Annotated in this window: 15 protein-coding genes; 14 read left to right on the top strand and 1 reads right to left on the bottom strand. The window is 45.1% G+C overall.

From position 1 onward, the window contains the following. The first annotated feature begins 46 nt into the window (after nucleotides 1-46). The 13 genes from groL to DESPODRAFT_RS13360 all read left to right on the top strand — a co-directional run bounded on the left by groL (nucleotide 47) and on the right by DESPODRAFT_RS13360 (nucleotide 12,089). Nucleotides 47-1,696, top strand: coding sequence for a chaperonin GroEL (gene groL / locus DESPODRAFT_RS13300; RefSeq protein ID WP_004074093.1), 1,650 nt, complete (start codon nucleotides 47-49; stop codon nucleotides 1,694-1,696). 282 nt (nucleotides 1,697-1,978) lie between these two features. Beyond that, entirely contained in the window at nucleotides 1,979-2,683 is a 705-nt protein-coding gene (gene tolQ / locus DESPODRAFT_RS13305; RefSeq protein WP_004074094.1) for a protein TolQ, read from the top strand. Further along, on the top strand, nucleotides 2,684-3,103 hold the full coding sequence (tolR, locus tag DESPODRAFT_RS13310; protein ID WP_004074095.1) for a protein TolR: 420 nt from the start codon (nucleotides 2,684-2,686) through the stop codon (nucleotides 3,101-3,103). A 27-nt stretch (nucleotides 3,104-3,130) separates the two neighbouring features. Further along, the gene (gene tolA, locus DESPODRAFT_RS13315; RefSeq protein ID WP_004074096.1) at nucleotides 3,131-4,393 is read left to right on the top strand and encodes a cell envelope integrity protein TolA; all 1,263 of its coding nucleotides are present in this window, start codon (nucleotides 3,131-3,133) and stop codon (nucleotides 4,391-4,393) included. 27 nt (nucleotides 4,394-4,420) lie between these two features. Beyond that, nucleotides 4,421-5,773 carry a Tol-Pal system beta propeller repeat protein TolB gene (tolB, locus tag DESPODRAFT_RS13320; protein WP_004074097.1) on the top strand — a complete coding sequence of 451 codons (1,353 nt, stop codon included), beginning with the start codon at nucleotides 4,421-4,423 and terminating at the stop codon, nucleotides 5,771-5,773. Nucleotides 5,774-5,825: 52 nt separating this feature from the next. After that, nucleotides 5,826-6,410, top strand: a complete 585-nt coding sequence (gene pal / locus DESPODRAFT_RS13325) for a peptidoglycan-associated lipoprotein Pal (RefSeq protein ID WP_004074098.1) — start codon at nucleotides 5,826-5,828, stop codon at nucleotides 6,408-6,410. Between the two features lie 129 nt (nucleotides 6,411-6,539). Beyond that, entirely contained in the window at nucleotides 6,540-7,367 is an 828-nt protein-coding gene (gene ybgF, locus DESPODRAFT_RS13330; RefSeq protein ID WP_004074099.1) for a tol-pal system protein YbgF, read from the top strand. Nucleotides 7,368-7,398: 31 nt separating this feature from the next. Further along, nucleotides 7,399-7,893, top strand: a complete 495-nt coding sequence (locus tag DESPODRAFT_RS13335) for a crossover junction endodeoxyribonuclease RuvC (RefSeq protein ID WP_004074101.1) — start codon at nucleotides 7,399-7,401, stop codon at nucleotides 7,891-7,893. 2 nt (nucleotides 7,894-7,895) lie between these two features. Next, nucleotides 7,896-8,537 carry a Holliday junction branch migration protein RuvA gene (ruvA, locus tag DESPODRAFT_RS13340; RefSeq protein WP_004074103.1) on the top strand — a complete coding sequence of 214 codons (642 nt, stop codon included), beginning with the start codon at nucleotides 7,896-7,898 and terminating at the stop codon, nucleotides 8,535-8,537. Then, nucleotides 8,534-9,571 (top strand): Holliday junction branch migration DNA helicase RuvB, encoded by a 1,038-nt coding sequence (gene ruvB, locus DESPODRAFT_RS13345; protein ID WP_004074105.1) that lies wholly within the window; start codon nucleotides 8,534-8,536, stop codon nucleotides 9,569-9,571. The genes ruvA and ruvB overlap by 4 nt, the downstream gene beginning before the upstream one ends. A 110-nt stretch (nucleotides 9,572-9,681) precedes the next feature. Further along, nucleotides 9,682-10,116: a 50S ribosomal protein L13 gene (gene rplM, locus DESPODRAFT_RS13350; RefSeq protein ID WP_004074107.1), complete on the top strand. Its 435-nt coding sequence runs from the start codon at nucleotides 9,682-9,684 to the stop codon at nucleotides 10,114-10,116. Between the two features lie 23 nt (nucleotides 10,117-10,139). Continuing rightward, nucleotides 10,140-10,535, top strand: a complete 396-nt coding sequence (rpsI, locus tag DESPODRAFT_RS13355) for a 30S ribosomal protein S9 (RefSeq protein WP_004074109.1) — start codon at nucleotides 10,140-10,142, stop codon at nucleotides 10,533-10,535. Between the two features lie 81 nt (nucleotides 10,536-10,616). Then, nucleotides 10,617-12,089 (top strand): exodeoxyribonuclease I, encoded by a 1,473-nt coding sequence (locus DESPODRAFT_RS13360; RefSeq protein ID WP_004074111.1) that lies wholly within the window; start codon nucleotides 10,617-10,619, stop codon nucleotides 12,087-12,089. Nucleotides 12,090-12,112: 23 nt separating this feature from the next. Here DESPODRAFT_RS13360 and DESPODRAFT_RS13365 read toward each other — a convergent pair whose 3' ends face one another. Then, complete coding sequence (locus DESPODRAFT_RS13365; RefSeq protein WP_004074121.1) at nucleotides 12,113-12,382, bottom strand: HU family DNA-binding protein; 270 nt, start codon at nucleotides 12,380-12,382, stop codon at nucleotides 12,113-12,115. A gap of 201 nt (nucleotides 12,383-12,583) precedes the next feature. On the opposite strand from DESPODRAFT_RS13365, the gene DESPODRAFT_RS13370 reads away from it, so the two are divergent. Further along, nucleotides 12,584-13,057, top strand: coding sequence for a chemotaxis protein CheX (locus DESPODRAFT_RS13370; protein WP_004074122.1), 474 nt, complete (start codon nucleotides 12,584-12,586; stop codon nucleotides 13,055-13,057). The last annotated feature ends 8 nt before the right edge of the window (nucleotides 13,058-13,065 follow it).

Here is a 13,065-nt window from a genome sequence, read left to right on the forward strand (position 1 = left end):
TATATACTTCAATATAATTTAAAGATTTTGATGGAGATAAAATAGAATGGCTAAAGAAATTAAGTACGATGCCAAAGCACGTGAAGCTATGCTTAAAGGCGTTCAGGCGCTTGCCGACGCAGTAACGGTTACCCTTGGTCCCAAGGGAAGAAACGTTGTAATTGACAAATCCTGGGGTTCTCCCACTGTTACCAAAGACGGCGTAACCGTTGCCAAGGAAATTGAACTCGAAGATAAGTTTGAAAACATGGGCGCCCAAATGGTTAAAGAGGTATCCTCAAAAACCTCTGATATGGCTGGTGACGGTACCACCACCGCCACTGTGCTTGCCCGGGCAATTTATGAAGAAGGCCAGCGTCTGGTCGTTGCCGGCAACAACCCCATGGGAATCAAAAGAGGCATTGACAAAGCTGTTGCCAAAGTCATTGAAACTCTTGAAAAGCTTGCCAAACCTACCAAAGACCAGAATGAAATCGCCCAGGTCGGCACCATTTCCGCCAACAATGATGAAACCATCGGCAATATCATTGCTGAAGCCATGGACAAAGTGGGTAAAGAAGGTGTTATCACCGTTGAAGAAGCCAAATCCATGGATACCACTCTGGACGTTGTTGAAGGTATGCAGTTTGACCGCGGATACCTTTCTCCCTATTTCGCAACCGATACCGAAAAAATGGTTGCTTCCCTGGACAATCCCTTTGTCCTGATCTGCGATAAGAAAGTATCCTCCATGAAAGACCTGCTTCCTGTGCTGGAAGAAATTGCAAAAACAGGTAAACCCCTTGTTATCATAGCAGAAGATGTGGAAGGCGAAGCCCTGGCCACTCTGGTTGTTAACAAGCTGCGCGGCACCTTGAATGTGGCTGCTGTTAAAGCGCCCGGTTTTGGTGACAGAAGAAAAGCCATGCTGGAAGATATTGGCATCCTTACGGGTGGTCAGGTTGTTTCCGAAGATATCGGTATCAAGCTGGAGAACGTTACCCTTCAGGATCTTGGCCAGGCCAAGACGATCACCATTGACAAAGACAATACCACTATTATTGACGGTGCCGGGGCCAGAGAAGCACTTGAAGGTCGTGTAAAACAGATTCGTGCCCAGATTGATGAAACCTCTTCCGATTATGACCGTGAAAAACTTCAGGAACGTCTGGCCAAACTGGTTGGTGGTGTGGCTGTAATCAATGTCGGTGCTGCCACTGAAACCGAAATGAAGGAAAAGAAAGCCCGGGTAGAAGATGCATTGAATGCAACTCGTGCGGCTGTTGAAGAGGGTATTGTTCCCGGCGGCGGTGTGGCTTTGCTTAGATGTATTCCTGCCCTTGACGAACTTGATGTGGACGGTGAAGAAAAATTGGGTGTTAAGGTTATCGCCAAGGCCATTGAGTGGCCGTTGCGCAAAATTGCCGACAACGCAGGCGTTGAAGGTTCTGTTGTTATCAATAAGGTTAAGGATGGTGAAGGCGCATTTGGATACAACGCCAGAACCGACGTATACGAAGACCTTATCGAAGCTGGTGTTATTGATCCCAAGAAAGTGGTTCGCTTTGCCCTGCAGAATGCAGCCTCTGTTGCCTCTGTTATGTTGACCACCGAAGCCATGATTGCTGAAAAACCTGAAGAAAATTCAGGCGGCGGCGGCGGAATGGGCGGCGGAATGGGCGGCGGAATGGGCGGCGGAATGGGCGGTATGATGTAGTCAATTATGAGACACCATGAGCGTATTTGTCCGGCCATGATGTGACCTGATGATATTAAGCCCCTTTGTTCAGCAAAGGGGCCTTTTTTGTTGACGTGATAGCCGGTACTGGCATATTTAGTATCGGAAATTAAACCTCGTGTTTGGGCGAAATGTAGCCCAGATGCAAAACTTTTTTGCAACGCCGAAGGTAGGTGACTTTTGGCCCAAACATGATGTGGATTTATGTCTTAATTATCTGTTATATTTGCCAAGGTGTTTCGATAGTTTAAGGATGGATTTATGACCACTGAATCAGTCGGCTTGTTATATATGCTTACCAATGCCGGGCCAGTTGTAAAGTTTATCATGTTGCTGCTGCTGTTTTTTTCTATTATCTCCTGGGCTATTATCTTCATAAAATTTCGGTATGTTAGAAAGTCATTCAAGGATTCTGCTGATTTTACCGAAGTGTTTTGGCAGTGTCGGACCCTGGCCGATGCCTTTTCCAAGGCCAAGACGCTTCGTTCCAGTCCCCTGGGCAGGATTTTTATTGCGGCTTATATGGAAGCTTCAAGAACCGAAAATAAGGAAAATCTTGCCTCAAAAAAAAATCCCGGGTCAACTTTTCAGACCATGGGAAGTGTCAAACGTACGCTTAACCGGGCCATTAATGTAGAAAACCGACGATTAACTCAGTTGATTTCCTTTCTGGCAACAGCCGGAAATACCGCACCTTTTATCGGCCTGTTCGGTACGGTGTGGGGCATCATGAGTACCTTCCAGGGGATCGGGCTTTCAGGCTCCGCCAGTCTCGCTGTTGTGGCTCCCGGTATTTCCGAGGCACTAGTGGCCACTGCAGCCGGCCTTGCCGTGGCAATTCCAGCGGTTATGGCATATAACTATTTTAATGACCGCACACGGGTACTGAATTCAGAATTACAAAGTTTTTCTTCGGATCTTTTGAATATTATTGAACGGGATGTTCTTAAAAAGCTGGAGGCTTAAATGCAGGTTGGATCAGGAGACGACTCCTTAATGTCTGAAATCAACGTGACACCGTTTGTCGATGTCATGCTGGTTTTGCTCATAATTTTTATGGTTACGACGCCTATGATGGTTCAGGGCGTGAATGTTAATCTGCCCACGGCAACAACCCAATCGTTGCCCACGGATGAGCAGAATTTGATTATCTCCATTGATGCTGATATGAAAGTATATATAAACGAGCAGGAGATAAGCGTTGCATTTCTGACAGAAAAGCTTCAAGCGGTCATGGAGAATCTGGATAAGAAGACTGTTTACCTCAAGGCAGATAAAAAAGTGCCCTATGGTGTGGTAGTCAGCATCATGTCACAGATTAAAAAAGCCGGCGTCCCGAGCCTCGGCATGATCACCCTGCCTGAGGATGAAAAGCAAGCTGGTTGATGGCGTCTGATGAATATCCGGTTTCAAATGAAAAACAGGCAAAGATATATCAGTGAGCCCAACAGTAACGGCCCGGGAAATTTTTTTCTCGTTTGCCTCCTATCTCTGATTTGCCATGCAGTTTTTTTTATCAGCCTGTTTTTTCTAAATGATTTTCAGTTTTCTGCACCCAAACCCAAAGTTATTACGGTGGATTTGGTTGCGTTTGCTCCCGGGGCTTCCCCTGCGGCCAAGCTCCACGGTTCAGAAAAATCATCTAAGCCTCTTGATGCGTCGGCTGGTGATAACGCAGATAGGGTGAACCCTGATGCTGTTTCAGACGTTTCATCACAGCCCGCTGAATCGGCTGAAGCAGAAGTCCCGACAATCAAACCTGACGGCGGCCTGCAATCAAAGCCCGATAATCTTAAAGATCTGATCGCGGCAAGAGAAGATGAATCGCCAAAAGAAGAACCTGTTGTAGAGAAAGAATCGCCAAAAGAAGAACTTGTTGTAGAGAAAGAACCGCCAAAAGAAGAACTTGTTTTAAAGAAAAAAAAGCAAGCGCAAGAAGTTAAAAAAAAGTTAGAACAAGATCTGGCAAAGGCCGAGAAAGAACAGGCTGAAAAGAAAAAAAAGCAAGCCCAAGCAGCTAAAAAAAAGTTAGAACAAGATTTGGCAAAGGCCCAGAAAGAATCTGCTGAAAAGAAAAAAAAGCAAGCGCAAGCAGCTAAAAAAAAGTTAGAACAAGATCTGGCAAAGGCCCAGAAAGAACAGGCTGAAAAACTTGAAAAAGAGAATCAGACCCAGCTTAGAAAGGCCTTGGATCGGATGAAGGCCTCGGTTGCCTCAAGGGGGAATGGTGCCCAGGGTACAAATTCCGGCGGCAATAGATCCGCTGGCGCTTCAGGCATCGGGAGCGGCTCGGGCGTTGGTGCTTCAGGCGTCGGGAGCGGGTGGGGTGCTGGTCCTTCTGGTGTTGATCCTTCTGGCCTTGGGCGAGGCGGGGGTATTGGTGAGGCCGGTCCTTTAACGCTGTATCAGATGGTGATTAAGTCCGCCATTGAACAGAATTGGGTTTTCAATGACGCCATGGCCGGAATCAATAAGAATCTTGAAGTCAGAATTTTTATAAAAATATTAAAAAGTGGTGATATCAGGGATATTTCATTTGAAACCCGATCAGGAAACAATTATTTGGATGAATCCGCTAAAAAAGCGATACAACGGGCAAATCCCCTGCCGGAACTGCCCAAGGGAATGACCTCCTATGAACTGGTGTTAGGGTTCTCCCCTCAGGGGCTTAAATAATCCTAATAATATTAAACAGGTGATTTAATGAAACAAAACCAATGCTTGCATATGCTGTACAAAGTAACCCGGATATGGGCAATTATCGTTCTCCTTTCTGTCCAAGCCTTTGCAAAAACTTATGATTATATCAGTATTTCAAAACCCTTTTTAAACAAAACGCCTATTGCCGTGACGTCGTTCAAGGCTTTCAGCGGCCATGAGGCCGAGGTGATCGCAGGTGTTAAGGGTGAACAGATCCTGAAAGCAGGGCTTGATTTTACAGGATATCTGAAAGTTATGGACCCGATGGCCTTTTTATCAAATCCTGCCAAATCAGGCATTCAGCTTGGTGAGATCAATTTCAAAGACTGGACAGGCATCGGTGCGGAACTTCTCGTAACAGCCGGCATAGAAGAAAGTAACGGCCAGATCAAATTGCAGCTTCGGCTCATGGATACCTTTAATACAAAGCTTCTGGTGGGAAAAGTATACACCGGACCCTCCACCCAGCTCCGGGCCATGATTCATAGGTTCTGCGCGGAAGTTGCCAAAGCACTGACTGGAAATTTCGGGGTTTTTGGATCAAAAATAGCCTTTGTTTCCACCGTCAATGGAAATAAAGAGATCTTTTCTTGCGATTTTGACGGATTTAATCCCCAACAGATCACCAATCATAAAACTATTTCATTGTCCCCGGCGTGGTCCTATAATGGGCAGTGGCTGGCTTACGTCTCCTACGCCAAGGGAAAACCTGATATTTTTATAAAAAATATTAACAACAACCTGGGGGCCGTTGTGAATTATGCAGGGATTAATATTTCTCCGGACTGGATGCCCGGGAAGCTTAATCTTGCCGCAACGCTAAGTTTTTCAGGGAATCAGGAAATATATTTGTTGACCAGTAAAGGAGAAATTACTAAAAGAGTTACCAATAGTTGGGGGGCTAATGTGTCGCCTAAATTTTCTCCGGACGGCAGAAAGATCGCTTTTACCTCCTCACGGTCCGGCAATCCACAAATTTATATTCAGGGGTTGGATTCGGGAGAGGCACAGCGCATCACATTTACCGGAAAATATAATGCCAGTCCGGCATGGTCCCCGGATGGAAAAAAGATTGCCTATGTGGGGATTCAAAAAGATAAAATTAATATTTTTTTGATATCTGTTGATTCACATATTGGTGATTCCGTGCAGTTGACCGCAGGGCAGGGTGATAACGAAGATCCCTGCTGGTCTCCGGACGGCAGCCTGATCGTCTTTAAATCCACCAGGAATGGTGGAAGGGCTCATTTGTTTGTTATGACCGCAGCCGGTACAGATCAGCGCCAACTCCTTTCCATGTCCGGTATCCAGAGTGAACCAGATTGGTCAGGTGACACAGGTTTCTCATCTGAGTAGGAAGCATAAATACAGTGGTAGTTAAAGGTAAATTAAAAAAAGGAGAAGTAAGATGAAAAGACAAGTGTTGATGAATGTTATGATGGCAGTACTGGTGGCAGGACTTTTAACCATGGTCTCTTGTTCAAAACCAAAAGTGGCGGATCCGGATAGTGCATACCAGGGACAAGGTGCCGAGACGGATGCGGAAAGAGCTGCCCGTCTTGAGGCTGAACGTCTTGAGGCTGAACGCCTTGAAGCTGAACGGCTTAGAGCCCAGCAGCTTCAAGATCAGCAGCAGGGCCAGACTGCCGATGCCAAATCCCGGTTTCTGAATCAGAACGTTTTGTTTGACTTTGACAGCTCTGCGCTTACCGGTGAAGCTAAGGATTTGCTGCGGGAAAAGGCAGATTGGCTGCAGGCCAATCCCTCTGATACTGTAATGATTGAAGGTCATTGTGACGACCGTGGGACCACGGTTTACAACTTGGCTTTGGGTGAAAGACGTGCCAACGCCGCCAGAACTTATCTTGTGGATTTAGGCGTTTCAGCCGATCGTCTGAGTACAGTGAGCTATGGAGAAGAAAGACCTCTGGATCCGGCATCCAACGAAGACGCTTACCGCATTAACAGACGTGCACAGTTTGTGATCAAGTAAAGAGGTATAGGCAAGATAACCCATTTTGGTGGGGTGTCTTTCTTATAATTGTTTGACGGGTACAGACAGGCGGGATTGCCTGTCTGTACCCATATATTATTTAACTATTTTCGGATTTCGTATAATAAAATGAACCCTTTGCGTTTTTATCTCTGCCTTGCAGCCATCGTTTTAATATCGGGTTGCGTGACACCGAATCAGTATGAGGTTCTCGAGACCCGGGTGGCGGTTATCGAACAAAATAACAGCCGCCGGAATACGCTTGATCAGACCAATACCGATGAGCTTGGGCACCTTAAACAGCTGGTAGATGAGTTTTCCAAAACCGCTCGTGAGAATTATGCTGAGATGAAGTATGATATTCAGCAGCTTAGGGACGATTTCCACAAAACTCAGAGCCAGATAGAAGAGGTAAGTGGGCAGGAAAGTCAAGAAAGTCTGGAAAAAATGCTGGAACGTTTGGACAATGCCATTTCCAGGAATTATGAAAAGATAGTTGCCCTGGAAAAATATATGGGATTTGAGCCTAGTGTGTCAGGATCGCCTGGGCAGAACAATGATTCTGTGGCCGGTGAGATTCAGGATACCGAGGACGGTTTGTACCGCTATGCGAAAAAGCTGCTTGACCAGGGAGATCTGGAAAGTGCAAGGCTCCAGTTTGAGAATTTCATCAGCAAATACCCGGATTCCCAAAATGCAGACAATGCGAGATTCTGGATTGCGGATTCTTATTATGCTGAAAAATGGTATGAAAAGGCCATTCTCGAATACCAGAAAGTACTTGAGAATTATCCAAATTCCAATAAAAATGCGGCTGCCCGGCTCAAGCAGGGATATGCATTTGTAGCCCTTGGTGAAAAGGCCAATGCTAGACTGATTCTCAAAGAGTTGATCACACGATACCCCAATTCCCAGGAAGCCAAGTATGCCAGTGAAAAGCTTAAAAAGATCAATTGATTGCGTTATCCCCTGGTTATGAAAATAGGATATGAAAATCATAGGCATTGACCCCGGGCTTGCCGGAACCGGCATTGGAGTCATTGAAGGGCAGGGGTGTCATATTGCAGGATATTCTTTTGGCAGCATTTCCACAGATGCCGGTGAATCCACGCCGGTCAGACTTGAGCAAATTTATCGGAACACGAAATCCTTGCTACTTGAACAGCGGCCGGATTTTGTCGTGATTGAAGACATTTACTCCTTTGAGAAATACCCGGGGGCGGGTATTATGCTGGGTAAAGTCTCAGGGGTGTTGATTCTAGCGGCTTTCAAGGCGGGAGTCCAAATTCGTGAGGTGGCTGTCAGGGAAGTTAAAAAGGTGATTTCAGGCAATGGTAGTGCGAATAAGTATCAAGTGGAACGTGCCGTGCGCCACTTATTAAATCATCATGAACCCATTCGTCCTTTCCACGCTTCAGATGCCCTTGGAATGGCATTAACCGGGCTTTTCCGGTATGGGGGGGATTGGGGTGCAAGTATTTAAATATGATCGCTTATCTTGAGGGTAAGATTCTTCACAAGGAGGCGGACGGCATCATTCTGCTGGTTGGACATATCGGTTATGAGGTCCTTTTGGACACTAATACCCTCTCTATATGCATGGAAAAATCTCAAGCCGATGAAACAATAGCGCTGTATATTTATTACCATGTCACAGAGCGGCAACCTAAACCCGTGCTCATCGGGTTTCTGACTCCGGATGACAAAGAGTTTTTTCAGTTGTTCATCACCGTGGCCGCCATTGGTCCCATGAAGGCAATAAAGGCATTGACAAAACCGGTATCCAAGGTTGCCAGAGCTATTGAAGACCGAGATACTGCCTTTTTGTCACAATTGACAGGGATCGGAAAAAGAACAGCGGAAAAAATTGTCGCCACCCTTAACGGAAAGGTTCTGGGGTTTGCCGCGCCCCAAAATTCTGGGTCTGACCTTGGGTCAACAAATCCGCAGGATTTTGTTCCTGAAGGAAAGCAGATGATGGTCAGACAGGTGCTTGAGGTTCTCACTCAACAGCTTGGACACTCTGCCTCTTCGGCAAGAAGAATGATAAAGCAAGCCCTTGAAAAAAATCCAGGTATCAATTCCCCTGAAGACCTGTTCGACGAAATTTATCAGGAGACCAGATGACGGTTGACGGGAGCATTTTAAGCTATAGTTCAGATAAAAAGGGCGTGGTTTCGGAAAAGCTGAAAATTGAAGATCATTCCCAGGAGATCGTATCCCTTCGTCCCGGCTGCTTTGATGATTATGTGGGACAGACCGCAGCCGTGGAAACACTCAAGATTGCCATTCAGGCAGCAAAAATGCGCAGGGAGCCTTTGGATCACATCCTGTTGCACGGCCCTCCCGGGCTCGGAAAAACAACAGTGTCCCATATTATTGCAAATGAAATGGGAAAAGATCTGACCGTGACCTCCGGTCCAACCCTGGAAAAAGGCGGGGACCTTGTCGGGATTCTGACCAATTTGGGGGAGGGTGACATCCTTTTTGTGGACGAAATTCACAGGATCCCCAAAGTGGTGGAAGAGTTCCTTTATCCTGCCATGGAGGATTTTGCCGTGGATTTTGTCTTTGACAAAGGAATTCATGCCAGGAGCCACAGGTACCGCCTTAAACAGTTTGTACTCATCGGGGCCACCACGCGGGTGGGGCTCTTGTCTGCACCGCTACGGGATCGTTTTGGCATATTTCGTACCCTTGATTTTTATTCTGTTGAAGAGTTAACGGTGATTATTCAGCGGTCAGCCCTGCTTTTAAAAACCCGTATAACAGATGACGGTGCTTTGGAGCTTGCGAAAAGATCTCGAGGAACGCCTAGAATTGCCAACAGGCTTCTTAAGCGGGTCCGGGATTATGCCATGGTCAGGCACCAGGGGCTTATGACAGCTAAGGGCGTCCAGGAGGCCCTATATCTGGAAGGCATTGATGATCTTGGGTTGACACCTTTGGACCGCAATTATCTTGAAACGATTATCCGCTTTTACAACGGCGGCCCTGTTGGGATCGAAGCCATTTCAGCGACGCTGCAGGAAGAGACTGACACCTTGGTGGATGTGGTGGAGCCCTATTTATTGAAAATCGGTCTTACGCTACGCACTTCCAGTGGGAGAAAAGCATCGGAAAATGCATACCGGCATTTGAATTTGGAAAAAAGAGAGTAAATAATCAGAAAGAAGAAAAACAGACAGAATTATAAAAATACTTGACTTTAAAAACGAAATTATGTAGTTATACCCGATTGCGTTTATTTAGAGGAGCATGGAGAACAACATTGGAAAAATATACATACAGTGCGAAAAGATCTGACAATAAAGAGGCCTGGTGCGTCATTGATGCAAAAGACCAAGTGCTTGGGCGGCTTGCTTCCCAGATAGCGTATAGAATCCGGGGTAAACATAACCCACTTTACACCCCTCATGTTGACACAGGTGACTGGGTGATTGTTGTCAATGCGGACAAGGTTCGTCTGACCGGAAATAAAATGGGACAGAAAACCTATTACCGTCATTCCGGTTATATCGGAGGAATCAAAGCCCAGACGGCCAAAGAGATGCTTGGGAAAAAACCTGAAGATGTTTTAATAAAGGCTGTTCGTGGGATGCTTCCGAAAAACAGGCTGGGCCGTAAACTTGGCAAAAAATTATTTGTTTATGCAGGCGATCAGCATCCTCATGCTGCCCAGAAGCCTCAGGTTGTCGAATTCTAATACATAAGGACGTGATACGATCAATGGAAAGTTCAAACCAATTTTACGCAACAGGTAAGCGGAAAAATTCTGTGGCCAAAGTGTGGCTTCTGCCTGGTACAGGGAAAATTATTGTTAATGACCGAGATTTGGATGATTATTTTGATATCCCGGTAAACAGGAATGTGTTGACTTCTCCCCTGATTCTGACTGATAAAAGTGATGCCTTTGATGTTAAAATCACAGTGATGGGCGGTGGTCATACCGGTCAGGCAGGTGCCATTCGTCAAGGCGTTTCCAAGGCACTTGTTTTATCTGATCCGGATCTGCGTGGTGTTCTGAAATCTGCGGGTTTTCTTACCAGAGACGCCAGACAAAAAGAACGTAAAAAATATGGTAAAAAGGGAGCAAGAGCCAGCTTCCAGTTCTCAAAGAGATAAATATACCAGCGTTTTTACGTATTCAAAATATCAAAGGGGAAGCAATCTTGCGTTTGCTTTCCCTTTTTGAATTTTAACATAATGCAGACTCTTCTATTCTATGATATCGAAACATCCGGGCTGAATCCGGCCTTTGACCAGGTGCTGACCTTTGCGTGTATTCGCACGGATATGTCTTTAAATGAGATCGGCAGGGAGGATATTGTCATTCGCCTCCGGGATGATATTGTGCCCTCTCCAGGAGCGTTTCTTACTCATAGACTTGATGCTGAAATACTTGAGACCGGTATCAGCGAGTACCATGCAGCATTAAAAATTCATTCTCTTTTGAACACGCCGCAGACCATCAGCACAGGATATAATTCCCTTGGATTTGATGACGAATTCTTACGTTTTCTTTTTTATCGTAATCTATTGGATCCGTATTCGCATCAGTTTGCCAACGGGTGTAGCCGGATGGATATGCTTCCGGTCACATTGATATATTATCTTTTCTGCACCCATGCACTTTCCTGGCCTGTGCTCGAAAAAGGACAGCCAACAATGAAGCTTGAGCATTTGACCCGGCAAAATAAAATTACGACTTCGGGCAGGGCTCATCAAGCCATGAACGATGTTGAGTCTGTTATCGGTCTTGCAAAGGCGTTTTCAAAGTATGGAGAAATCTGGTCATATGTTCAGGGCTTCTTTGACAAAAGGGCTGATCTTGAACGCATGGAGAATCTTCAAAGTTCAAAATTGTCTAAGGCGTACGGAATGGACTTAGCCCTTATGATATCAGTCTCATTTGGTGCAGAGTGCAACTATATGGCCCCTGTGGTTTGTGTCGGTGGGTCTGTACCCTATAAGAATCAAAGTCTGTGGATTCGTTTGGATAAGGAAGGAATGTTTGACCAGGTAGATGAGGCGCTTGGGGTATATGATCTTATTGCAATACGAAAAAAAACCGGTGATCAGTTGTTTATTTTGCCTGTTCTGGATCGTTTTTGGGAGAAACTTTCACCCAAATCGCATACAGCGTGCATGCGGAATCTGGATTTTATCAAAGAGAACATGTCCGGTTTTAATAAAACAGTGAGCTTTCACCGAAATTTTAAATATCCCCACGTGCCTGATATAGATCTTGATGCAGATTTGTATCAGGGTGGTTTTTTTTCATTTCAGGATAAAAAAGAGATTGCAATTTTTCATAAAACAGAAGAAAAAAAAAGGTATCAGGCGACCCAAAGTTTTCAAAGCAACAGGGTGAGGATGCTGGCCCAAAGAATTCTTGTGCGAAATTTCAATAAAAATCCGGGATGTGTACCTGAGTTTAAAGCACATTTAGAATCCCTTTTGGGAATTGATCCTGGGAAAGTTATAAAAGGATACAAGGCGGATGTCAAGCTGACCTGCGCCAAGGCGCTTGAGGAGCTTGAAAAGATTGAAACAGAAACAATGCAGACTTTTGATTCCAGCCAGAAAGATCTTGTAAAATGGCTTAAATCCCATATTCAGAGTCAATCAGCTATAATCCAATCAGGCAGTTTTGACGGAAGAGTCAATTCTACCTGATTGATATGCATGCGTATAAGAAATTATTTTACAGCGTCTTTAAGTGCTTTGCCGGGTACGAATTTGGGCACATTTCTAGCCGGAATATTGATTTCTTTACCGGTCTGGGGGTTTCTGCCTTTTCTTTCTTTCCTTTCAGCGGTTTTAAATGTACCAAAACCTACCAGAGTAACAGAGTCGTTAGCAGCCAGCGCCTCTGTAATGGTCTCAATCATGCAGTCGACAGCTGCTTGAGCATCTTTTTTACTGCTGAGAACTTCTGAAACCTTATTAATTAAATCGCCTTTGTTCATCGTACTCACTCCTTTTTTTGGGGGGGTTGTTAGGAAATATTTAAGTTAAACGTATAATTTAGTGATAATATTTTTCATCCGGCTTTTTTTGGGTACGTTACGTCGTTGAGCCCCTCGTGTCAAGTATTTATTACGGTTTTTCAAAAATTCGTTGCCAGTTTTCTTCCGGCAGCATAGAATGTTTATAAACAGGAGGGAAAAATGGATGTATCGCTTGTCAATCCTTTCATTGAAGGGACTTTGCACATTCTTGACACCACTGCCCTAGTAAAAGTAAAACCCGGGTCGCCTTTTTTAAAAGTAAACACCGTTCATCATGGTGATATATCTGGGCTTTTGACCGTCGAGGGGGATCTGGAAGCAACGGTTGCGATTTCTTTTACTGAAAAAAGTATATTAGGCATTGTGTCTGCCATGTTTGGCGAGGAAATGACTGAAATTAATGAAGAAATTTTAGATGCAGTGGGGGAGATCAGCAACATGGTTGCCGGACATGTGACAACAAAAATCGGGGAAATGGGGAAAAAAGTAAAAGTTAAATTCGTAAAAGTTGTGACCGGTCGAAATGAAGAAATTTTACATACCGAACGCGGCAACCATGTTGTCGGTATCCCCTTTCGTACAACCAAGGGCAAAGTGTTTCTTGAAGTGTGTTATGCGGACCAACGCTCATGATCAAAATC

The sequence above is a fragment of the Desulfobacter postgatei 2ac9 genome (assembly GCF_000233695.2).
Lineage (GTDB): Bacteria > Desulfobacterota > Desulfobacteria > Desulfobacterales > Desulfobacteraceae > Desulfobacter > Desulfobacter postgatei.